20 protein-coding genes are annotated in these 23,097 nt (G+C 64.2%); 12 read left to right on the top strand and 8 right to left on the bottom strand.

Annotation, left to right across the window (positions count from 1 at the left end):
* Positions 1-37: 37 nt before the first annotated feature.
* Both HY852_RS22970 and HY852_RS22965 read left to right on the top strand, forming a co-directional pair.
* On the top strand, positions 38-1,066 hold the full coding sequence (locus HY852_RS22970) for an NAD(P)/FAD-dependent oxidoreductase (RefSeq protein WP_291607185.1): 1,029 nt from the start codon (positions 38-40) through the stop codon (positions 1,064-1,066).
* 224 nt (positions 1,067-1,290) lie between these two features.
* Positions 1,291-1,797, top strand: a complete 507-nt coding sequence (locus tag HY852_RS22965; RefSeq protein WP_291607202.1) for a DUF2147 domain-containing protein — start codon at positions 1,291-1,293, stop codon at positions 1,795-1,797.
* A gap of 919 nt (positions 1,798-2,716) precedes the next feature.
* Here HY852_RS22965 and HY852_RS22960 read toward each other — a convergent pair.
* Positions 2,717-4,165 carry an aldehyde dehydrogenase family protein gene (locus HY852_RS22960; protein ID WP_291607184.1) on the bottom strand — a complete coding sequence of 483 codons (1,449 nt, stop codon included), beginning with the start codon at positions 4,163-4,165 and terminating at the stop codon, positions 2,717-2,719.
* 150 nt (positions 4,166-4,315) lie between these two features.
* On the opposite strand from HY852_RS22960, the gene HY852_RS22955 reads away from it, so the two are divergent.
* Entirely contained in the window at positions 4,316-4,966 is a 651-nt protein-coding gene (locus HY852_RS22955; RefSeq protein ID WP_291607183.1) for an acetyltransferase, read from the top strand.
* Between the two features lie 113 nt (positions 4,967-5,079).
* Here the strand turns inward: HY852_RS22955 and HY852_RS22950 are convergent, their stop codons facing one another.
* Positions 5,080-7,032, bottom strand: coding sequence for a hypothetical protein (locus HY852_RS22950; RefSeq protein WP_291607182.1), 1,953 nt, complete (start codon positions 7,030-7,032; stop codon positions 5,080-5,082).
* Positions 7,033-7,099: 67 nt separating this feature from the next.
* Positions 7,100-8,176 carry a YbhN family protein gene (locus HY852_RS22945; RefSeq protein WP_291607181.1) on the bottom strand — a complete coding sequence of 359 codons (1,077 nt, stop codon included), beginning with the start codon at positions 8,174-8,176 and terminating at the stop codon, positions 7,100-7,102.
* Positions 8,177-8,564: 388 nt separating this feature from the next.
* Between HY852_RS22945 and HY852_RS22940 the strand changes: the two genes are divergently transcribed.
* Complete coding sequence (locus HY852_RS22940; RefSeq protein WP_291607180.1) at positions 8,565-9,071, top strand: ferritin-like domain-containing protein; 507 nt, start codon at positions 8,565-8,567, stop codon at positions 9,069-9,071.
* 95 nt (positions 9,072-9,166) lie between these two features.
* Here the strand turns inward: HY852_RS22940 and HY852_RS22935 are convergent, their stop codons facing one another.
* Entirely contained in the window at positions 9,167-9,601 is a 435-nt protein-coding gene (locus HY852_RS22935; RefSeq protein ID WP_291607179.1) for a hypothetical protein, read from the bottom strand.
* Between the two features lie 68 nt (positions 9,602-9,669).
* Between HY852_RS22935 and HY852_RS22930 the strand changes: the two genes are divergently transcribed.
* Positions 9,670-10,281, top strand: coding sequence for a hypothetical protein (locus tag HY852_RS22930; RefSeq protein WP_291607178.1), 612 nt, complete (start codon positions 9,670-9,672; stop codon positions 10,279-10,281).
* A 59-nt stretch (positions 10,282-10,340) separates the two neighbouring features.
* On the opposite strand, the gene HY852_RS22925 is transcribed toward HY852_RS22930, so the two are convergent.
* From HY852_RS22925 to HY852_RS22915, 3 genes are all read right to left on the bottom strand, one after another.
* The gene (locus tag HY852_RS22925) at positions 10,341-10,811 is read right to left on the bottom strand and encodes a hypothetical protein (protein WP_291607177.1); all 471 of its coding nucleotides are present in this window, start codon (positions 10,809-10,811) and stop codon (positions 10,341-10,343) included.
* 14 nt (positions 10,812-10,825) lie between these two features.
* Positions 10,826-11,251 (bottom strand): universal stress protein, encoded by a 426-nt coding sequence (locus tag HY852_RS22920; protein WP_291607176.1) that lies wholly within the window; start codon positions 11,249-11,251, stop codon positions 10,826-10,828.
* A gap of 61 nt (positions 11,252-11,312) precedes the next feature.
* Complete coding sequence (locus tag HY852_RS22915; RefSeq protein WP_291607175.1) at positions 11,313-11,849, bottom strand: histidine phosphatase family protein; 537 nt, start codon at positions 11,847-11,849, stop codon at positions 11,313-11,315.
* Between the two features lie 102 nt (positions 11,850-11,951).
* Here HY852_RS22915 and HY852_RS22910 point away from each other — a divergent pair, with 102 nt between their 5' ends.
* From HY852_RS22910 to HY852_RS22880, 7 genes are all read left to right on the top strand, one after another.
* Entirely contained in the window at positions 11,952-13,376 is a 1,425-nt protein-coding gene (locus HY852_RS22910) for an FAD-binding oxidoreductase (RefSeq protein WP_291607174.1), read from the top strand.
* A 109-nt stretch (positions 13,377-13,485) separates the two neighbouring features.
* Positions 13,486-13,992, top strand: coding sequence for a peptide-methionine (R)-S-oxide reductase MsrB (gene msrB, locus HY852_RS22905; RefSeq protein WP_291607173.1), 507 nt, complete (start codon positions 13,486-13,488; stop codon positions 13,990-13,992).
* Positions 13,993-14,174: 182 nt separating this feature from the next.
* On the top strand, positions 14,175-15,995 hold the full coding sequence (locus tag HY852_RS22900; protein WP_291607172.1) for a flagellar hook-basal body complex protein: 1,821 nt from the start codon (positions 14,175-14,177) through the stop codon (positions 15,993-15,995).
* A gap of 39 nt (positions 15,996-16,034) precedes the next feature.
* The gene (flgK, locus tag HY852_RS22895) at positions 16,035-17,903 is read left to right on the top strand and encodes a flagellar hook-associated protein FlgK (RefSeq protein WP_291607171.1); all 1,869 of its coding nucleotides are present in this window, start codon (positions 16,035-16,037) and stop codon (positions 17,901-17,903) included.
* Positions 17,904-17,926: 23 nt separating this feature from the next.
* Entirely contained in the window at positions 17,927-19,798 is a 1,872-nt protein-coding gene (locus HY852_RS22890; RefSeq protein WP_291607170.1) for a flagellar protein, read from the top strand.
* Between the two features lie 292 nt (positions 19,799-20,090).
* Positions 20,091-21,359: a hypothetical protein gene (locus tag HY852_RS22885; protein ID WP_291607201.1), complete on the top strand. Its 1,269-nt coding sequence runs from the start codon at positions 20,091-20,093 to the stop codon at positions 21,357-21,359.
* Entirely contained in the window at positions 21,356-22,864 is a 1,509-nt protein-coding gene (locus tag HY852_RS22880) for an aspartate aminotransferase family protein (RefSeq protein ID WP_291607169.1), read from the top strand. Before HY852_RS22885 ends, HY852_RS22880 begins: the two co-directional genes overlap by 4 nt.
* Before the next feature lie 24 nt (positions 22,865-22,888).
* On the opposite strand, the gene HY852_RS22875 is transcribed toward HY852_RS22880, so the two are convergent.
* On the bottom strand, positions 22,889-23,097 hold a 209-nt coding region (locus tag HY852_RS22875; RefSeq protein WP_291607168.1), incomplete at its 5' end, for a hypothetical protein.

Genomic DNA, 23,097 nt, shown 5'->3' with positions numbered 1-23,097 from the left:
TCCTCTCCGGGCGCTGATCAAACCGAAAAGAACCGATATGAGCGAAGCGATCAAAACCGATGTGCTGATCATTGGCGCGGGACCTTGCGGACTGTTCGCCGTCTTTGAGCTGGGCCTTCTGGATATGAAGGCGCATCTCGTCGACATTCTCGACAAGGTCGGCGGTCAGTGCGCCGAGCTCTATCCGGAAAAACCGATCTACGACATTCCCGGGATTCCGCACGTGTCGGGCCATGGGCTGACCGAGGCGCTGATGGAGCAGATCAAACCGTTCCATCCGACCTTCCATCTCGGGGAGATGGTCGAGAAAATCGAGAAGATCGGCGATCCCGCATTCCGCGTCACCACCGATGCCGGCAAGGTGTTCGAATGCAAGGTGGTGGTGATTGCCGCCGGCGGCGGCTCGTTCCAGCCCAAGCGTCCGCCGGTGCCGGGCATCGAGGCCTATGAGGGCACCTCGGTGTTCTACGCCGTGCGCAAGATGGAGCAGTTCCGCGACAGGCAGCTGGTGATCGTCGGCGGCGGCGACTCCGCGCTCGACTGGACGCTGAACCTGCAGCCAATCGCCAAGCGCATCACACTCGTGCACCGCCGCGACGAGTTCCGCGGCGCGCCCCACAGCGTCGAGCAGATGCGTGCGCTGGTCGCTGCCGGCAAGATGGACCTGAAGATCGGCCAGGTCACCGCGCTCGAAGGCGCGGGCGGCCGACTCTCTGGCGCCACCATCAAGGGCAACGACAACAGCGTCTCCCAGATCGTCTGCGATGCGATGCTGCCGTTCTTCGGGCTGACCATGAAGCTCGGTCCCGTGGCGAACTGGGGCATCTCGCTCGAGAACAATCTCGTGCCGGTCGAAACCAGCGCGTTCGAGACCAACGTGTCCGGCATCTTCGCGATCGGCGACATCAACACCTACCCCGGCAAGATCAAGCTGATCCTGTGCGGTTTCCATGAAGGCGCGTTGATGGCGCAGAAGGCCCATCGCTACGTTTATCCGGAGAAGCGACTGGTTTTCCAGTACACGACCTCGTCCTCGAGCCTGCAGAAGAAGCTCGGCGTCAATTGATCCGCCGCGAGCGACGCCGCAGCGAACCTGCGCGCTCGCTGCTCGTTCGGGTTCCCGCACTGCAAGCATTCGCGAAATAGCCTTAGTCTTGGGCTTATTGGCGTCTTGGGCTATGGCCTCGAACCCATTGGTGTCGCGATAATCAGGTGAGGACGATGCGGAACATTCTGCACAGACTTCGATCGACATCGCCGCTTGTGGCCGGCGTTGCGCTCCTGCTGACGATGGCATCGCCTGCCCAGACCCAGGAACCGTCGGCGGCCGGGCTTTGGCAGAAGGTCGAAGACGGCAAGCCGGTCGGCTGGTTCCTTTTCGTCGACCACAGCGGCGTCTTCGAGGGCGTCATCGCCAAGACGTTTCCACGTCCCGGCGACAACCCCAATGAAATCTGCTCGAAATGCACCGACGATCGCAAGAACGCGCCGCTGCTCGGGATCTCCTTTGTCCGCGACATGAAGCGTGAAGGATTGAAGTATGAAGACGGCAATGTGCTAAATCCGCGCGACGGCAACATCTACCGCGCCAAGATGAGCGTCAGTCCCGACGGCCAGACGCTGACCATGCGCGGCTATCTCGGCATCGCCTTGTTCGGCAAGGACGAGACCTGGTACCGCCTGCCGGACAGCAACCTCGCGCAGGTCGATCCCGGCATCATCGCCAAGTACCTCCCCGCCCAGGCCGCTGCCGCGAAGCCGGCTCCGGCGAAGAAGGGCACCGCAGCGGTGCGGTGACGGCGCAAGTTTTGCGCGCGCGCAGTCAAGCTTCGGCGTGACGAAGGAGGATGTGGCGCGCATGTGCATCCACCTCGTCTTTGCGAGGAGCGTAAGCTTCGAAGCAATCCAGACCGTCACCACGGAGGCTGTCTGGATTGCTTCGCTTCGCTTGCAATGACGAATCAAAGGCAACGCCCCATCGAAACGACAGACACGACTTCGCCTTCTCGCGGCGCGTTGCGCCCGAGGTTTGCGTGATCTCCTCGCCCTCTTTCGAAAACAGAGGGCGCAGGGAAGACCGGGTGCCCGCTGCACCCGCGGTCTCGTGTGCAATTGCGCAAAAGAAGCTGCACACGAGCATACAGGTACAGCCGACGACACCCGGCCTTCCCTGCGCAGTGGCTTTACGGCTTATGCCGTGCTCTCCCCGGCGACGAATTCCTGTTTGTCACCGTCGCCCCGCAGATTGACGACGCCTCACGCCCGGTTGGGCTTGAGCCGCCTCCGCGAAGCTTGACTGCAGCAACGGCAGCCAGGACCACACGGTTTTGCCGTACGCATCCGCCTCCGCTGAAGCTTCGGAGCCACAAGGCCCCATCAAGCTCCAGCAAAGACGTTACCAGCGCCGTTCGTCCTGCGCGCCGGCAACTCGTTCACATGCCCGGAGGCTTGCCCTGCGATCGCCGTTTCGCGCCGACGCTGCCGCGTCCACCGCATCCCAGCCCACGTTTCGTGACGACGCGTACGCCCCTCGTGTCGGGCGGGACGAGAGGTCGTATACGTCAAATCCGAAATTCTGAAAAGCAGAATATTTTTGCGGAAAGGGCTTGACGGGTTTTTGATGCGATTTGCCCGTCAGGCAGAGGGGCTCGCCGTTCTTCAGCAGGCCGAGGAACGAGGATCTCTATGTGTGGCTTCAGATCAACGTGATCTCGTTCTAGCCGGGGTTGGTGTAGGCGGTCTTCACCGTGGTGTAGAACTCGCGTGCGTAGGAGCCCTGTTCGCGGGCGCCGTAGCTCGAGCCTTTGCGCCCGCCGAAGGGCACGTGATAGTCGACGCCGGCAGTCGGCAGGTTGACCATGACCATCCCGGATTCGCTGTTGCGCTTGAAGTGCGAGGCGTATTTCAGACTGGTGGTGCAGACGCTGGAGGCGAGGCCGAAATCGGTGTCGTTGGCTATTCCCAGCGCCTCTTCATAATTCTTCGCCCGGATGACGCAGGCGACCGGCCCGAAGATTTCCTCGCGCGCGATGCGCATGGAGTTGGTCGTGTTGGTGAAGAGGGCCGGCTGAAGATAGAAGCCGGGAGTCTCGCGATTGAGCAGCTCGCCGCCCCAGTGAAGCGTTGCGCCTTCGTCCTTGCCGATCTTCAAGTACCGCAGATCCTGGTCGAGCTGGCTCTGGTCGACCACCGGGCCGACATGCACGCCGGACTTCAGCGCGTCGTCGACCAAAAGACCCTTCATCCGCTCGGTCAGCGCGTCGACAAAGCGGTCGTGGATGCCTTCGGTCACGATGAGGCGGGAAGAGGCGGTGCAGCGCTGGCCGGTGGAGAAATAGGCGCCGTTGACGGCGCACTCGACCGCTACCTTGAGATCGGCGTCGTCGAGCACGACCAGCGGGTTCTTGCCGCCCATCTCGAGCTGGAATTTCTTCATGTTGCTCGAGGCCACGCAGGCCTGGGCGATCTTGCGTCCCGTGGCGACCGATCCGGTGAAGGAGATCGCAGCGACGTCGGGATGTTCGATCAGCGTCTGACCGACCACGGAGCCGGAGCCGACCGCGAGGTTGAACACGCCGGCCGGAATTCCGGAGCGGGCGACGATCTCGGCCAGCGCATGCCCCGAGCCGGGCACGAGCTCGGCCGGCTTGAACACCACCGTGTTGCCGTAGCAGAGCGCGGGCGCGATCTTCCAGGCGGGAATGGCGATCGGGAAATTCCACGGCGTGATGAGGCCGACGACGCCGACGCCCTCGCGCGAGATCTCGACCTCGAGGTTGGGGCGGACCGACGGGCCTTTTTCTCCGGACAGGCGCAGCGCCTCACCGGCAAAGAACGCAAAGATCTGGCCGGCACGGGCGACCTCGCCAATGCCTTCGGGCAGGGTCTTGCCTTCCTCGCGGGCGAGCAAGCGGCCGAGCTCTTCCTTGCGCGACAGGATCTCGGCCGAGATCCTGTTCAGCGCGTCATAGCGTTCCTGCGGCGTCGAACGCGACCAGGCCGGGAAGGCGGCCTTGGCGGCGGCGATGGCCTTCTCCGTCTGCGCCTTGTCGGCTTTGGCGTATTCACCGACGACATCGTTGGTGTTGGAGGGATTGATGTTGCGGGTGACGCCGGTGCCGTCAACCCATTCGCCGCCGATGAAGTTCTTGAATACCGCTGTCATCGCTTCCTCCAGGCAGTTCACTGGCGCGCCGGGCACGGACGGTGGCCGACGGTCGATCTCGATGCCAGTCTTTGAGGATGTCACCTCCACGTCAATAGTGGATGGTAGCAGCATCGCCTTGTTCCGTTGGACTGACCAGGAAATCTCACGATGAACGACATCGCCCGCCCGCGCCCGAAGATCGCCGAAACCGTCATCGATCCGGCGGTCAAGCTGCGCGAAGCCAGGATCGGCAAGTGCTGCGAACTCCTCGGCGACACCTATGTCGAATACAGCGAGCTCGGCGATTTTTCCTATCTGGGGCACGGCTGCAGCGTCGCAGATGCGAGCATCGGCAAGTTCTGTGCGATCGCCGCCCAGGTTCGCATCGGCGCGCCGAACCATCCGGTCGAGCGTCCATCGATGCACCGTTTCACCTATTGCCCGGAATATTACTCCGAGGGCGTTGAGCGCGATCACGCGTTTTTTGCGAAGCGCCGCGCCGACCGCGTGGTCATCGGCAACGATGTCTGGATTGGTCACGGTGTCCTCGTGCTGCCCGGTGTCGCGGTGGGCGACGGGGCGGTGCTGGCCGGAGGTGCCGTGGTCACAAAGGATGTCGCGCCTTACAGCATCGTTGGCGGCGTGCCCGCCCGCCACATCCGCGAGCGGTTCCCGCGCAGCATTGCCGAGCAGCTGAGACAGATCGCATGGTGGGATTGGCCGATCGAGACCATCATGTCGCGCTTGCCGGATTTCCAGTCGTCCGACATCGAGGCCTTCTGCGCGCGCTGGGCTCAGCGTGCAGGCGCGGATGCCTAGGGCGAGACGTCGATCAGGCGCTTGATGATCGTCATTGCGCGAAGCAAAGCGACGAAGCACCACTGTCGCTGCGGTTTGAGATCTGGAATCTTCGCTTCGCTCGCAATGACAACCTATTGCTGGGTGGAGCCGGCCGGCGCCAGTTGTCCGCGCTGGACGTCGCCGCGGACGTTGTCGAGACCGAGCACCGCGACGGCGGCCGGCAACGCGGCATCGGCCATCGCGGCATGGCCCTCGGCCGTCGGGTGCACGGCACCGCCATAGACCGCCGACAATACGCCCCAGGTCGCGTCGTGAATGTCGGCGGGCTGGCTCGCGGCGGGCAGGCCCTGTGGATAGGTCATGGCCGCGAAATAGCTGTCGTTGGCGTCGCGGATCCAGCGCGCGCGGGGCAGATAGGCGCGATAGTCGGAGGCGCTGAGGCCGCACCGCATCGGCTGGTTCGCGGCGGTGACGATATTCGGGTCGAAGCTGTCGCCGCGCTCGGAGAAGCAGGTGCGGTCGAACTCGGGATCGTTGCCGGCGCGGGCGCAGAAGCCATGGTCGGCGAAGGCCGCCTGGTGAGTATCGATAAAGGTCATCGCCTCAGTGCCGGGGTCCTGGCAGAGGGCGCCGCGCGTGCAGGTGGCGAGCCCCTTCAGTTGCGGCAGGAATTCGGTCTCCACATAGGTCGAGACGATGGCGAGCCGCTGCGGATCGGCATTGAAGGAGGGATGGATGTCGAAGCCGGCGCGCCCGCCCCGGCAGGGCACGCCACCGTCGGCGAGCGTGGGATTTGCATAGGAGACATAGACCACGTGCGAAAGATCGCCGCCGACCAGCGGCTTCAATGCTTCCCGCAACCTGGCGAAGCTTTGCGGCAGCTCGCGCCTCAGCGCGTCGCGTGAATCATCGACGCTGGCCATCACGCCCGTGCGCCGAAACAGCGCGCGCTCGGTTCCCGTGTCGACGATGACGTCGGCGACCAGTCCGGAAAAGTAGACGTCGTTGGCGCCGACGGACAACAGCACGAGATCGAGCGTGCGGTCGGGTTGCCGGCGTCTCGCGGCGGCGAGCGCCTCGCGCAGCTCGCCGAGTTGCGCGTTCACGGTGCCCTGGCAGTTCGCAAAGGATTTTCCCGGCGGGCATTCCCGCGCGCGCTGCGAACCCAACAATCCGCTGGAGATGCTCGCGCCGGTGCAGGCGAGGGGAAGATAGGTCACCGCGATGTGCGGATAGCGGATCGCGAGCGCCAGTGCGGTGCGGGTCTGGTAGCTGTACAGCGAGCGGTGGCAGGCGGCGTTGAACCAGAGCGCGCTGTAGCGCTGCCAGTTCTGCAGCGTATCCGGCGCCTCGCAGGCGCGTCCGCCTTTGAAACCGGCGCGGCTCGGCCGGTAGTATTGTGAAGTGCCGAGATAGGAGCGGAAGCAGAAGCCTTCGTCGGAGAGCGCGATCGCCCGGTCCGGATTGCCTTCGCCGGAGGCGATGCTGTCACCCAGCCCGGCGATGAAAATGTCGCGGACCCGAATTTCGGTCGAGATGCGCTGCGTCGGCTCGGAGCCGCTGGAGACGTCGACGGTGGCGACCGTCTGCCTGCCGTAGCGCACCCGCAGGTTGACGGGCTCGGCGCAATCGAAGGTCGACTGCTGCGGTCCGTCGCCGCCGTCGTCGAACGACCATGCGCAGATGGCGCGGACCGGAACCGCACCATGAAGGCGCACGGTGATCGGATGGTCGATCGGCGTCAGGTAGCTTTCCTTGATGCTGTCACGGGTGCAGGGCTCGTTGACGCGGCCCTGGAGATCGATGCACAGGCGATTGACGGTGTTGCGGGCCCAGCCACGGCCTTCGCTCTGCAGACCGAGCGCCTGCTCCGAGGCGAGAACGCTGCGGGCGCGGGCGGCGTCGAGCTGAAGCTGGAAGTCGCGCTCCTCGCGAAACAGCCGGAAACGGTTGCGGACTTCCCAGGTGATCTGTATCGAGCCGTCGCCGGCGCCTTGCGCTGCCGCAGGCCCGGACGGCAGTAGAGCAAGAGGCGCCGCGATTAGCGCGCCCGCGATCGCCATGCGAAGGTCAAGTCGGATCATGCCGCGTTCAACGTCAATGTTGAGGCAGAAATAAGAGGATGGCCTGCCTCGGCTTCCGGCCTTCCTCTTAGCGCGATTTGACCCGCTTGGCTGCCCGCTCGAGCGGCATCACCCGGTCCGGCAGGTTGGCGGCGGCGCAGGCCTCGGCGAGCCGGCGCCGTTCCTGCCAGGGTACCACGACATTCATCCAGAGCTCGCGCGTGCCCATGATGGAGATCGCGAGGCCGAACGGGATGATGAAATATAGAATGCGGAATACCAGAAGGGTGGCCAGCAGTTGCTCCCGCCCGAACTCCGGCAGCGCTACCAGCATTGCCGCATCGAATACCCCGATACTGCCGGGAGCATGGCTCGCAAATCCGAGCAGGGTGGCAAGAATGAAGACCACCGCGAGCGACAGGAAATCGATCGGCGGCTGGGCCGGCATGAGCAGGTACATGGCCATGGCACAGAACCCGAGGTCGATGACGCCGATCAGGATCTGCACCAACGTCATGGGCGCCGACGGCAGGACCACCTTCCACCCCTTCTGGCCGAGCTCTCGGCGTTTCTCGCCCATGGAGAGCCAGGCTAGGTAGGCCAAGATACCCGCGAGACCGCCGAACGCGATCAGCCGGTTGATCGCGTCGGGCAACTGGTCCATGGCGGATGCCGCCGCGGGGTGCCAGGCCATGCCGATGCTCAGCACGAAGATGTTGCCGAGCCAGAACGTGAGACCGGACAGAAAGCAGATTTTCGCGACGTCGATCGCGTTCAAGCCGTAGTCGGAATAGATGCGGAACCGGATCGCGCCGCCGGTGAAGACGGTGGCGCCGATATTGTGGCCGATCGAGTAGCTGGTGAAGCTCGAGAGCGCCGCGATGCGATAGGGGACGTGCTTCTTTCCAATCGTGCGCAGCGCAAAGAAGTCATAAAACGTGAGGGTGCAGAACGCGCAAAAGACGCACAGCGCCGCCAGCCCGATCTGGCCGTGCGGGATGTCGGCCAACGCCGTCAGGATCACGCTGGTGTCGACACCCTTGAGGGTGCGGATCAGAGTCGTGATCGCAAAAGCAATGATGAGGATGCTTGCAGCGACCCCGAGCCGTCTCCAGCCGATCCATTTCTTGAAACCGCGTTGCACCGCGGTCAGCAGTCCGTGCATTCATCCTCCCGGCAGGGGCGGCTAGAAAAAAGAGGTCTGTCGACACCGGTCGGCAACGACGGTTTCGCGATCGCAAGTAGCGTACGGTTCATTACGGCAAAAACAGCCGTTTGTGCAGCCCTTGACAACGACAGGTTCTGCTTTCGACCGGCAGTTTTGTCATATGCCGTACATATACGGCCGCCGTTAAGGATTCGAGCCGCTGCGGCATTTGGCATTCGAACTCACGTGCAGCGCCGGATGTTCCAGGAACGCGGCTTTTCACGGCTTTCAGGAACAACCTCGGGCGAAGGCTGTTAGCGCAGCATCAGCAATTCGAACATGGTCCGCCAAAGGCCCGGAAAAGGGCCAAAGCGAGACCTTGTTCCGGCAACACAGGATCCAAGCGATGGGACTCTTTACCAGAGACATCAAGACGATGAACGACCTGTTCCTGCATCAGCTGCAGGACATCTATTACGCCGAGCAGCAGCTCACGAAGGCACTGCCGAGAATGGCGGACAAGGCCACCGACCCGCAGCTCAAGCAGAGCTTTTTGACGCACCTCGAAGAGACCAAGAACCAGGTCCAGCGGCTGCAGCAGGTCTTCAAGATGCACGGCGCCGAGATCAAGGCGGTCGACTGCCCGGCCATCGACGGAATCATCGAGGAAGCCGAGGATACGGCGGGTGATGTCGATGACAAGGCGGTGCTGGATGCCGCCCTGATCAGCGCGGCGCAGGCCGCCGAGCATTACGAGATCTCGCGCTACGGTACCCTGGTCGCCTGGGCCAAGCAGCTCGGACGCAACGATTGCGCGAACCTGCTTGCCAAGACCCTGGAAGAGGAAAAGGCGACAGACCAGAAGTTGACGAGCATGGCGGAAAGCAAGGTCAATCTTCGCGCCGCGAGCTGACCTCCTCAATCGGCGGATCGAAAAGCGCCGCGCACTCGCGCGGCGCTTTTGCTGCGGGCGGGTGGATTGGCGCTGATGTCCGAGGCCGAAGGCGCTCAGGCCCGGCGAAGCGCAAAGTGGGCGCCGCAGAACGCCATGACGGCGCCGAGGCACAGGGCCGCGAGTCCGGCAAGCACGCCCGAGATCGTCGGTCCGGCGCTGGGGGCGGACGCCACGTGTCCCGCGCCCGCCAGCAACAGCACGCCGACCGCGATCAGGAACTGGCGCATCCGCTGCGGTATCTCTCCAGACACGGCGCTGCGCATCAGGTTTACGGTGAAGTAGCCGCCGCAAAAACCGACGGTGGCGATCAGCCACCAGGCGATCGCGGCGCCCGCGGGCATCAAGCTGCGCTTGTCTGTTCGCCACAGGCCCCCGAGGTCGAGGCCGTAGCGTGCCCCGAGCATGTGCACGGCGAGCGCCAGCAGCAGTCCGGAAATCATCGCGCCGCCGAGGATGAGGTGGCGCGGAAAGGGGGTCGTCTCGGCCATCGCCCGCTTGTAAGGTAAAGCACCTCGCCTGCGCAAGCGCGCTACTGTCGCCGGGAAAGATCGAATAGATGGAGCAGGACGAAACCGCCATTGCAGCACCGGCAGCACCTGCCGTCGCCTACGCCTACAGGGCCTCGCTGATCGGGGGCGCGCACGAGTTCGATCTGACCGATCAAGGCTTGTCGTGGCGCATCGGCGGCCGTTCCGGCCTGTGGCCGTATGCGGAGATCATGGCGGTCAACCTCTCGTTTCGGCCGGTGTCGATGCAGTCGCGACGCTTCCGCGCCGACATCCGCCACACCTCCGGAAGCCAGATCGCCGTCCTGTCGACGACGTGGCAAACCGTCACCCTGCAGGCGCCGCAGGATCACGGCTATCGCAGCTTTATCGTCGAACTGCATCGGCGAATGGCGGAGGCCGGCGCCCGCGCCGTGCTCACCGCCGGCCTTGGACCGAAAACCTATGCCGCGGCGATTGCGGTGTTGATCGTGCTGGCGGCGTCGATGGCGGCACTGCTCGCTCGCGCCGTCGCGACCGGCGAATTCGCCGGCGGGCTGTTCGTCATCGGATTCGCCGCGCTGTTCGCCTGGCAGGTCGGCGGCTTCATCCGGCGCAACCGGCCGGTCGTCTATAGCTACGATAAGCTGCCCGAGACGGTGCTGCCGAAGTTCGTCGCGTGAACAGGCGAGGGCAAAGTGCAATGTGAGATCGCCAGGTCCGTGAAAGCGGATCCCGGAGTTCACGCAGCCACGAATGCGCCCCACGCCGTGCCGAATCCCCCGTCGTCCTCGGTGCGCTTCGGTCGGCTGCGGCGCGGCCTTGCCGCGCGGGTGGCGCTCCGCTGCGCACGCCACCGTTTGAGCCGCATGTGCGATTGCTCGATGCCGCCTTGCGCCATCTGGAAGGCGAAACTGGCGAGGCGCACGGCAACTCGCACTATGTCCCGGAAGGCCTCCCGCCCGGCGGCGAGCCGGATGGCGACGACGATCTCGAGATAACTCAGCGCATCGCCGGCAAACAGGATCGCGAGATCGATCGGGAAGGTCTGGGCAAAGGCCATCACCAGGATCGCGATGGCGATGAACTCCAGAACCTTGCGGATGGTCAGGCGCTCGAGAAACGCGGCGAACTGCACGACCATGACCTCCCACAGCGCATCGCTGATCGCCAGCGGGATGTCATACGACCACTTGCGCCACCACTTCTTCACGAATGACCTTTGATTCAGTGTCGCACCACCAGCACCGAACACTTGGCGTAGCGCACGACGTGGCCGGCGTTGGAGCCGAGGAAATAGGTCCGCATGGCCGGCCGGTGCGAGGTCATGACGATCAGGTCGGCCTTCATCGCGGCGGCTTCCTCGAGGATCTCGTGATAAATTCCGCCCTGCCGCACCACGGCAGAGATGAGCGACGAATCGATGCCTGATTCGGTCGCGATGATGGCAAGCGCCTCTTCCGAGGTCTGGCGCTGCTGCTCGTCGAAATCCGCCGGCACATATTCGGCCAGCATCACCGGCGTCATCGGCAGAACGTTGAGCAGGCGTATCCTGCTGCCCCAGGTCTTCGACAGCGTGGCCGCTGCCGCGATCGCGGGTTTGGCGAGGTCGGTATCAGCCAGATCGATCGGCACGAGAATGGATTTGAACATCTCCGCCTCCCTTGACTGCCGATCAGGCTACATCAAACGATGTCTTCGCGCCGCGAGAATTTCAGGATTGCCGCAACAACTTTGGGCTGACGAACAACTCGAGATGGCCGCGGCGAAAGGCCACATCGCCCCAATCCTTGATCTTGAAGTCGAAGATGGCAAGTCCCGACGTCGGCAGGTTGTCTTCGACCGCCTTGCGCGCAGCCTTGTCGCCGCTGCCGATAAGCATTAGCGCGAGTTCATGCATGCCCGGATTGTGCCCGACCAGCATGAGCCGTTTCGGATCGCCCGGGATTGTTGCAGTGCGGATGGCTTCCATCAGCTCGGCCGGGTCGGCGCCGTAGAGTTCCGGAATGAGCTCGACCTGCGGCGCGTCCACGCGATCCTTCATGGCTTCCCAGGCCAGGTCCCAGGTCTCCTTCGCCCGGACAGCCGGGGAAACCAGCACGCAATTGGGGAAGGGGGGATGGTGGGCGATCCAGGTGCCGATCTCGGCCGCATCCCTGCGGCCGCGCTCGTCGAGGCGGCGGTCCTGGTCGCGGCCGCTCGGCGCGTCGCTTTCGGTCTTGGCGTGACGCAGCAGCATCAAACGGCGCATGACGTAATCTCGATTCGTTTGGGGTCGTTCCGGCCGAATTAATCTACAGGTGCAGGTTTAGGACAAGGTGACAAGCGCCTGATGGGTCCTTAAGAAAACGACATGAGCGAGACTTTCACAAGCGCATCCGATGAGGCTTTCGGCCTGCGCGATCATGCGCGGCTTTCCTTTGACCTCGACGCCGACATCTGCGTGGTCGGCGCCGGGCTGGCCGGGCTCACGGTGGCGTTGGAGGCGGCGCGCCTGGGGGCGAGCGTGGCGGTGCTGGAAGGCAGGCATATCGGCTGGAGCGCCTCCGGCCATCAGCTCGGCACCGTGATGCCGGGCTATTCGCTCCCTCTGCAGGACCTGGTCGAACGCGTCGGGTTCGAAGATGCACGCGAACTGTGGATGCTGTCGAAGGAAGGCGCCGAGTTCGTCCGCGCCAACGCCACGGAAGAGCTGATGCCGGGCATCGCGCCGTCCGACGGCGCGCTCGAGGTCTCCAACGTCGACGACGGCGAGCGGCTGATCGGCCGGCTCCAGATGCTCAACGAGGATTTCGACACCGAAGTCGAGGGCTGGCAGATCGATCGGGTGCGCGAGCAGCTCAAGACCGATCATTACTTTCACGGGGTCTACTATCCGAAGGCCTTCCAGGTCGACGGCCGCAAATACGTCCACGGCCTCGCCGCGCTGGCGCGGCGGGCGGGAGCGCGGATCTTCGAGGATACGCCGGTCGTCAGCATCGATCCGTCGGGCATTCGCAAGCGCATCGTCACGCCGTCGGCACGGCTGCGGGCTTCGCATATCGTGCTCGCTGGCAACGTTCACCTGGGCGCCCCGCAGCGACGCCTGTGGGAGACCTTGTTGCCGGTATGGCGCTACGCCGGCGTAACCGCGCCGCTCGGCGACCGGCTTGCCGACGCGATCACCTTCAAGGGCTCGGTGATGGATTCCGATAGCGTTGATCATTTCCGCATCGTCGACGGCGATCGCCTGATGTGGGCCAGCCCGGAGACGACCTGGGCTGCTCGTCCCGAGCGCTTTGCCGGCGCGATCCGACGCCGGATCAATGCGGTGTTTCCCAGGCTTGGGCCCGTCGAAATCAGCGAGACTTGGGGCGGCGCCACCGGCCAGACCGTGCACGGCATGCCCCAGATCGGGCAGTTGCGCAAAGGCCTGTGGGTGGCCAGCGGGTTCGGCCGCCAGGGTATGAATACGGCGGCTATGGCCGGGCAACTGATCGCCCGCAGCATCCTGTTCGGCGACGATCGCTGGCGCCTGTTTTCGCCGTTCGAACTGGTCTGGGCCGGCGGGCCGACCGGCCGGGTCGCCGGGCAACTGGTCGGAATGTGGGGCAGGGCGAGTTCCGCCGCGGCCGGTGCGCTCGCCCGCTATCGCGAGCGGGCGCGACTTCAGGAGAACTTGCGGGAGGCGCGCCTCGCCGAAGCCAACCGGGCGGCCGCCGCGCGTCCGCCGCGGCGCCGTCCGCCCGGCCAGATGCAACCGCCGCCGGCCGAATATCCCGAAGGCGAGGGTGGTTAGAGCCGCTCGCAGGAAAGTGAGTGGCGTCTTCAAGCCGCGGTGTAACTTTCCTGCCGGCGTGCCGTAGTTTTCCGGATGGAGAACCGGATTCCTTCCCACGGAGGCCAAGATGTTCGACCGCCGCATCCTTCTTGCGTCCGTAGCCGGCCTGTTCGGCTTGACCGCGTTTCGATGGCTCAGGGCCGTGCCGGCGCAGGCCAAGGACAAGGAAAAGTTCGAGATCGAAAAGGCCGATGCCGAGTGGCGCGCGCAGCTCACGCCGCAGCAGCATGCAATCCTGCGCAATCACGGCACCGAGCGTCCGTGGTCGAGCCCGCTCCTGAAGGAGCACCGCAAGGGAATTTTCGCCTGCGCCGGCTGCGACCTGCCGCTGTTCTCGTCGGATACCAAATTCGAAAGCGGCACCGGCTGGCCGAGCTTCTTTAAGCCGCTTGAAAATGCCGTCGGCACCACCGAGGACCGCACTTTCGGCATGGTGCGCATCGAAGTGCATTGCCGCCGCTGCGGCGGCCATCTCGGCCATGTCTTCGACGACGGCCCCAAGCCGACCGGCCTGCGTTACTGCATGAACGGTTTGGCACTGGTCTTCCAACCGGCGCCAGGCTCCGCAACCTGAGCTCTTTGATCAATCGGCCCGGCAAATGTTGCCGGACCCGGCAATTGTGCCCCGGTCGCAAGGCCGGGGCCTTTTTATTCAATCCCTTGAAATTTCTGCATTTCCCCTGCTGGCACGGCGCTTGCGAGAGTCCCTGCGATTGCGGCCGGGTGGCCGCCGAGATCGAACTTGGAGACAAAGTTATGGGTATCTTCGACGCACTTCAGACCTCGGTTGGCGGCCTGCAGGCGCAGTCGTACGCGCTGCAGAATATTTCCGGCAACATCGCCAACGCCTCCACCGTGTCCTACAAGGGCATCGGGACCAGCTTCGAGGATCTCATCCCGAACTCCTCCGTGCCGAGCCGGCAGGTCGCCGGTGGCGTCACGGCATTCGCGCAGGCCACGATCACCACTCAGGGCACCATCTCTGCCTCCAGCGTCGCCACCAACATGGCGATCGCCGGTGACGGCTTTTTCTCGGTGCAGAAGGCGACGGGTGTCGTCGACAACGTCCCCGTGTTCAGCGGCGTCACCTATTACACCCGCCGCGGCGACTTCCAGGTCAATGCCAACGGCAACCTCGTCAACGGCGCCGGCTACTACCTGATGGGTGTTGCGGTCGACCCCAAGACGGGCAACCCGCTCGGCAACGTGCCGCAGGTGCTGCAGTTCCAGAACAACTTCATCCCTGCGCAGGCAACCAGCGCGATTCAATACGGCGCAAACCTGCCGACGACGCCGAGCACTCAGGCGTCCTCGACCGCAACCCCCGGCACGATCACCGCAGCCGGCGGCCTCAACCCGTCCGATTTCGCGGCGAACCCGCTCCCGATCGGTACGCCGCCCGCGCCCTACACCGACGCCACCATCACCGGCACCGCGGTGTCGAACAAGGCGGCGACGCCCGCTCCGATCACGGCGGCGACCCTCCTGTCGGGAGGGGTGCCGAGCGACTCGCTGACCACGAACTTCGTGGCCGGTGACACCATCGTGGTCGACGGCACCACGATCACCATTACCGCAGCAGGCGTCGGTCTGCAGGACGCAACGCACGTCCGCGCAGATGACACCGTTGGCGACCTGCTATCGGCGATCGGCGGGATCACCGGCGTGGCCCCGACGATCAACGCGGCCACCGGCGCCATCACGCTGCATACCGGCACGGTGCAGAATCTCTCCGTCACAAGCGCGGCGCCGGGGTTTTCCGCACTCGGCTTCACCAGTCCCGTGACCCGGAACCGCGGCGGTGGCGGCACGGCCGGCACCGGCACGGTGATCGCCAACGACCTCACGACCTTCACCAGCGAATCCATCAGCGGCGGCGCGGTGACCTGCTACAATTCCGCGGGCACGCCGGTGAACATGCAGCTGCGCTGGGCCAAGACGGACAGCGCCTCGCTCGGCGTCGGGCATCAGGACGTCTGGAACCTGTTCTACCAGACCAATCCCAACGCCACTGGCGCGCAGGTCGCCTGGGTCAATGCCGGCACGAATTTCATCTTCGGCAGCGATGGATCGCTGTCGTCGCCGAGCGGCGGGATCACACTCACCAACGTCACCGTCGGCGGTCAGTCGCTGGGCACGATCAACTTCAATCTGTCATCCGGCGCGCTCACGCAATATGCGAGCTCGAGCGGCGCGGCGACCATCAACACCATCACCCAGAACGGCTACTCGGCGGGCCAGCTTCGTTCGGTGTCCGTCGACAACAGCGGCCTGGTGATCGGCACGTTCTCCAACGGCCAGAACATCAAGCTCGCGGCCGTCACGCTCTCGCACTTCAACGGCACCAACTACCTGAAGTCGTTGGACGGCGCCGCCTATGCGGTCACCGACCAGTCCGGCCCGGCGATCGCGGGCGCCTCCGGCAGCATCAGCGGCTCGTCGCTGGAAGGGTCGAACACGGACATCGCCGACGAGTTCACGAAGTTGATCGTTACCCAGCAGGCCTATTCGGCCAACACGAAGGTGATCACCACGGCCAACAGCATGGTCCAGGATCTCTTGAACGTGTTGCGCTGACGGGCGACCGGCGTAACCAGATAGAAGGCGGGCAGTGATATGGGTTTGAGTTCAGCCCTCGCCAGTGCGATGTCGGGCCTGCGTGCCAACCAGGCCGCGCTCTCGATCGTCTCATCCAACGTAGCCAACGCGCAAACGCCGGGTTACGTCCGGGAAAGTGCAAATCAGAGCGAGGTCGTCAATGGCGGCTTCGGCGCCTCGGTCATCACGACCGGCGTCAGCCGCGAGCTCGATCTCTACGTTCAGGGCCAGCTGCGCACCGAGACGGGCGGCGGCGCCTATGCGGACCAGATCGCCAATATCCTGAGCCAGCTGCAGAGCGTCTACGGCACGCCCGGAGGGAGCGGCACGCTCGAAAGCACGCTCAACAATTTCACCAACGCGCTGCAGGCACTCTCGACCAGCGCCGGCTCGCAATCGCAACAGGTCGTGGCTCTCTCGGCCGCGCAGGCGCTGGCCCTGCAGCTCAACGAGACGACCAAGGGCATTCAGACGCTGCGTTCCAATGCCGAGCAGGACATTGGCGTCTCGGTCACCCAGGCCAACGCGGCGATGACGCAGATCGCGCAGATCAACAGCAAGCTGCTGGGCCTCGCTCCCAACGACCCGTCCGCGGCAACGCTGATGGATCAGCGCGACGCCACGATCGACGCCTTGTCGAAGCTCGTCGACGTCCGCGTCGTCGTCGACAGCACGAACCAGGCGAACATCTTCACCAGCACCGGCATCCAGCTGGTCGGCGCCAATCTCGCCTCTCAGTTTACCTTCACCTCGCCGGGCGCGCTGGATGCGACTTCGCTGTACAACAGCGATCCCATGAAATCCGGTGTCGGGACGCTGAATATCAGGCTGCCGAACGGCGCCAACCTCGATGTCATCGCCAATAACGTCATCTCCTCGGGCCGGATCGCCGCAGACATCAAACTGCGCGACCAGACCCTGGTGCAGGCGCAGACCCAGGTCGACCAGCTCGCCGCCACGATTGCAAGCGCGCTGTCGGACAAGACGACCGCTGGCACGGCCGTCGCGGGGCCGCCCTCCGGCTTCGACCTCGACGTCTCGAACGTATTGCCGGGCAACACGGTCAACCTGACCTACACCGACACCGCCACCAATAGCCAGCGCCAGATCACCATCATCAACGTGACCGATCCCGCCGCGTTGCCGCTGCAGAACGCCGCCAATGCCAATCCGTTGCGGGTCGGCATCGATTTTTCCGGCGGCATGGGCTCGATCGTCGCGCAGCTGAATACGGCGCTGGGCGCCAACCACCTGCAATTTTCCAATCCCGCGGGTACGACGCTACGCGTGGTCGACGACGGCACGAGCTCGGTAACGGTCAACGCCGCCTCGGTCACGAAGACGATCACCTCGCTGACTTCAGGCAACCCGCAACTGCCGGTCTTCACCGACGGCGGTTCGATCTATACCGGCGCGATCAAGGCGACGGGCTCCCAGATGACGGGCCTCGCCGGTCGCATCCAGGTGAACGCAGCTCTGGTTGCCGATCCGACCCGCTTGTCCGTCTACAACACATCGCCGGTGACGCCCCTGGGCGATACCACGCGCTCGGACTTTCTGTATTCGCAATTGACGAGTGCGACGTTCTCCTATTCCCCGGAGACGGGGTTAGGGTCGACCAGCCAGCCGTTCAGCGGCAAGATCGCGAATTATCTGCAGCAGTTCCTCACCTTGCAAAGCAACGCATCGACGCAGGCCACGCAATTGCAGCAGGGCCAGGGTGTCGTGGTCAGCACCTTGCAGCAGAAGTTCAATTCGACCGCGAGCGTGAACCTCGACACCGAAATGTCCAACCTGATCCAGCTGCAGAACGCCTATGCCGCCAATGCCCACGTCATGTCGGTGGTGCAAAGCATGATGAACACGCTTCTCCAGGCTCAGGTCTAGGGTCAAACGTAAGGCGCTGAACCATGTCAATCGCCAGTATCAATTACGCATCGTCCGTCCTGGGGCTGTCGGTCCGCAACATCAACGAGAGACTTACCAACCTCTCCGCGCAGCTTTCCACCGGCAAGCTGTCGCAGACCTATGCCGGAATGGGCGTCAACGAAGGGTTTGCGATCGCCGCGCGCGCGCAGCTGTCGAACATTTCCGCCTATACCGACACGATCACCAGCGTGAATGTCAACATCGGTATCGAAAATACGGCCTTGCAGTCGCTGGTCAACAGCCGCAACACCGTTCAGAACGCCGCCGCAAGCACCGCGCAGAACATCAATAGTAACGGTCAGACGATGGGACAGCAAACGGCGCTGTCGCAACTGACGTCCATGCTCGACGTTCTGAACACCCAGTCCGGCAACCGCTATTTGTTTTCGGGCACTGCCGTGAATACGCCGTCGGTCGCGTCCGTCAGCGACATCCTGAACGGCACCACGACGCTGGCCGGTTTGAAGACGGTGATCGCCGAACGGCAGCAGGCCGACCTCGGCCTCACCGGCATGGGACGCCTGGTGCTGACTCAGCCGGTCCCCACTTCGGTGCAGATCGCCGAGGATGCTGCGGGATCGCCGTTCGGGCTCAAGCTCGCGGCCATATCCTCGACGCTGAGCGGATCAACCGTGACCGGCCCGAGCGGATCGCCGGCTGCGGCCTCGGTCGATCTCGGCGCGACCAATCCGAACGACGGCGAGAAAGTGAGCTTCCAGTTCATGCTGCCTGACGGATCGACCGAACAGATCGATCTCACCGCGTCGAGCGCCACGCCGCTGCCGTCGGGAAGCTTCGCCATCGGCGCCAACTCGACCATCACGGCCACCAACCTCAATAACGCACTGAACAGCGCGATTCAAAAGCTCGCCAATACCTCGCTGGTGGCGGCCTCCGCGGTCGCAGCGAGCGACAATTTCTTCAACATCGCTGGCACGGCCACCGGCACCGCCGTGAACAACAAGGCGGCGGTTCCGGCCCCGATCACCGGAGCTACGCTGCTGTCGGGTGCCGCCGCCACCGATTCGATCGCGACCGATTTCGCCCCCGGCGACACCATCACCGTCAACGGCACGCAAATCACCTTCGTCGCGGCGGGGGCGACCGGCAACCAGCTCAATGTCACGGACAGCATCCAGACCTTGCTGAGCAAGATCGATTCGATCACAGGCACGTCAACGCCGTCGACCGTGCACGGCGGCGTCATTACCATCCACACCGACGACGCGGCGAGCCTCAATGTTACGAGCTCGAATGCGGCGGCGCTCGCTGCACTGGGCTTTCCCGCCACCGTGACGGCGCCAACGCCGCCGCTGCGCGTCGGCGGCGTGCCTCTGGGTTCGGCGACCACGCTGGTGAACGGCTCTGCAAACACGGTCAAGTGGTACACCGGAAATTCCGGACCTGGCCCGGCGCGCTCGACGGCGACGGCGCGCGCCGACGATGCCTTGACGGTTCAGTACGGAGCGCAGGCCAATGAGACGGCCATCCGCTCGGCCCTGCAGTCGGTCGCCGTGTTCGCGGCCTTTTCGACCTCGCCGACAGGTACGAATTCGGGTGGGCAGATTTCGGCGCTCAGTTACCGGGTGACGCTGCAACTATTGGAGCACTCCGGGCAGCAAAACATCGAGGACATCCAGACGGATCTGGCGATGGCGCAGTCCATGATGAAGGATGCCTCCGCCCGGCAATCGCAGGCCAAGGCTACGCTCCAGAGCCTCGTGGACCAGACCGAGTTGGCCTCTCCCGACCAGGTCGCAGCTGAAATCCTGGCGCTGCAGACCGCCCTGCAGGCGTCCTACCAGACCACCTCGATGCTCTCGCAGCTGACGCTCGTGAAGTTCCTTGCATGATGCTCGTTAGGACTTCGTTAACCACGCTTTTTTACGTTTTGGTGAGGAGCGCGGGAGATATCCCGCGCGCGGTGCCTTCATGAGCGAACCCATTCATCTGCCGGTCACGAACCCGCGTTTCGATCGGCAGCTGTCGAGCATCCTTGTGGGCTTGATCATCGCCTTTCAGCACGCGGTACTCGCGAGATCCAACTTCGATCTGAAGGTGCTGCTGCAGCGGCGATGCGCTGATAACGCGCGCAGGCGCCAAGGTGGCACAGGCGCGCTGCTCAAGAGCGTTTGGACTGTGAATATGCTGCCCAATAATGCCGAGCCGATCGCCCTGACGGTGCCACGTTATGCAGACAGGATCGGCTTTGCCGCGCTGACGCACCGGGCGTTCGATGGTGCGGACCTGCGGCCGCTGCGCGACCAATTGTTTGCCAAGATCGCCGCGGGTACCGCGGAAGCGGGCGAGGGGCTCGATCTGTCCCTGATCACGCAGCTTCTCGGCGACAAGCAGGGCGGACTTGCGATCCAGGACGAGATTCTCGCTTTCCACCAGCTTTATCGCTCGCCTTGCGTGGCGGCAAAACCAACCTTACGGGTCCTGGCGCTCGCGGCGGCGATCGACATGGGTGGCAACACGCCGATCGAATTCCTGCTCGAGGGGGCCGATATCGAGCTGCTTACGCTTTACGTCGTGAAGGGCGTCGGCCTGCCGGAGCAACTGCCCGATCATGACGTCGCCATCGTCGTCGCTTCCGATTCCGAGGAATGCCGCGAGGCGCTCGAAGTCATCGAGCGCGCCGTTCCGCGCTGGCCGCGACCGCTCCTCAATCGCCCGAGCGATATCGGCAACCTCGATCGCGACAAGCTGCATCGCCTGCTCGCCGGCATCGAGGGGCTCGATATCCCGACGACGTTCAGCGTCACGCGATCGCGGCTGACGGACCTTGCGGGCGGAACGCTGGAATGCGGCGATATCGCCAGCGAGCTAAGATTTCCGATCATCGCGCGGCCTCGCGGCTCGCACGCCGGCGTCGGACTTGCCAAGCTGGACGATCGCGCCGCGCTCGCGGGCTATCTTTCCGGGCGGCAGGAGCAGGAATTCTTCATCGCACGCTTCGTCGACTATTCAAGCGCGGACGGTCTCTATCGCAAATATCGCATCGCCGTCGTCGACGGCCGGCCCTTTGCCTGCCATATGGCGATCGCCGATCGCTGGGACATCTGGTATCTCAACGCCAACATGGCGTTCAGCCAGAGCAAGCGGGACGAGGAGGCGGCGTTCATGCGCGATTTCGACACCGCTTTCGGCGAGCGGCATCGCAACGCCCTTGCGGCGATGATCGACCGCATCGGCCTCGACTATTTCACGATCGACTGCGCCGAAAACAAGCAGGGCGAGCTGTTGATCTTCGAAGCCGACAACACCGCGGTCGTACACAACATGGATTCGCCGGACGTCTTTCCCTACAAGCAGCCGCAGATGCGCAAGATCTTCGCCGCGTTTGCGGCTATGCTGCATCGCTACGCCAAAGGCGATCGCGCAGCGCCGGACCGCGAGCGCGCGGCATGAACGAGATCCTTCGCCAGGCGCAGGTCAAGCCGGAGCCGTGCGAAACTCTCGATCCGCAGGATTGGAGCGAGTTTCGCGCTCAGGCGCATCGCATGCTCGACGATGCCATCGACTACATCGCGAACATTCGCGAGCGGCCGGTCTGGCAACCGATACCGGACGAGGTGCGCGCGAAGTTCAGGAGCGGCCTGCCGCGCGAGGGATCCGCGCTCGCCGACGTCTATCGCGAGTTCACTGACAACGTGGTCCCGTTTGCGACCGGCAATGTCCACCCCGGCTTCATGGGCTGGGTGCACGGCGGCGGCAGCGCTGTGGGCATGCTCGCCGAGATGCTCGCGGCCTCGCTCAACGCCAATCTCGGCGGTCGCGACCACATGCCGATCGCGGTCGAGCGGCAGATCGTCGCCTGGATGCGCGAGTTGTTCGGCTTCCCGGAAGGAGCAAGCGGCATCTTCGTGACCGGCACCTCGATGGCCAACCTGTTGGCGGTACTGGTCGCGCGAACGTCCGCGCTCGGAACGATGGCGCGGCAGCACGGCATCGGCAATGAAGGCGCGCTTCTGACCGCCTACACGTCGAAGGCGGCTCATGGCTGCATCAGCAAGGCAATGGATATTGCGGGCTTCGGCAGCGACGGCCTGCGCCAGATCGCTGTCGACGGCGACCACCGTATCGACGTCGCTGCCCTGCGCAGGCAGATCGCGATCGACCGCGAGAGCGGCCTCAAGCCCTTCCTCGTCGTCGGCTCCGCCGGCACGGTGGATATCGGTGCGATCGACGACCTTGCCGCCCTGAGCGCTTTGTGCCGCGAGGAAAAGCTCTGGTTCCACGTCGACGGGGCGTTCGGTGCGCTCGGAATACTCGCGCCGGCCATTGCGCCGCGCCTTGCCGGAATCGAAAACGCCGATTCAATCGGGCTCGATTTCCACAAATGGGGACAGGTGCCCTATGACGCGGGCTTTCTCATGGTCCGCGACGGCGAGAAGCATCGGCAGGCTTTCGCCGCGCCGGCTGCGTATCTGCGTCGGGAGACGCGGGGACTCGCGGCGGGTTCGCCTTGGCCCTGCGATTACGGGCCCGATCTGTCACGCGGTTTCAGGGCGCTCAAGACCTGGTTCACGCTCAAGACCTACGGCACGGAGAGGCTGGGCGCGGCAATGGCCAGAACCTGCGCGCTTGCCAAATACCTGGAAGCGCGCGTGCTGGCCGAGCCGCAACTGGAGTTGGCTGCGCCTGTCGCACTGAACATCGTCTGCTTCCGTTATCGCGCCGAGGATTCCGACGGGATTAATGGCGAGATCGTCGCCGACGTTCAGGAATCGGGGATCGCGGCGCCATCGAGCACGACGCTGGACGGAAAGCTCGCGATACGGGCGGCCATCGTCAATCACCGCACCGACATCGCCGATATCGATGCGCTCGTTTCCGCGGTGCTGGAATTCGGCGCGCGGCGGTCGGCAAAGATCCTGACCGAGGCCGAGGTGCCGCCGCTTGCGGCGCACTAGAGCCGTGATGATCTGTGTCTGCCGTCATTGCGAGCGAAGCGAAGCAATCCAGAATGTTGCCGCGGCAACAGTCTGGATTGCTTCGTCGCTTTGCTCCTCGCAAAGATGGGGTGGACGGCCCCCGACGGCATCGGTGTGCCAGACTGGTTGTTGTGATTCGACCAGACAAGGGGACCGTCCATGACAAAGATTAGCACGATTGGTTTGGATTTGGCGAAGAACGTGTTTCAAGT

Source organism: Bradyrhizobium sp., assembly GCF_016213215.1.
Lineage (GTDB): Bacteria > Pseudomonadota > Alphaproteobacteria > Rhizobiales > Xanthobacteraceae > Bradyrhizobium.
This window is presented reverse-complemented; position numbering and strand designations above follow the sequence as displayed.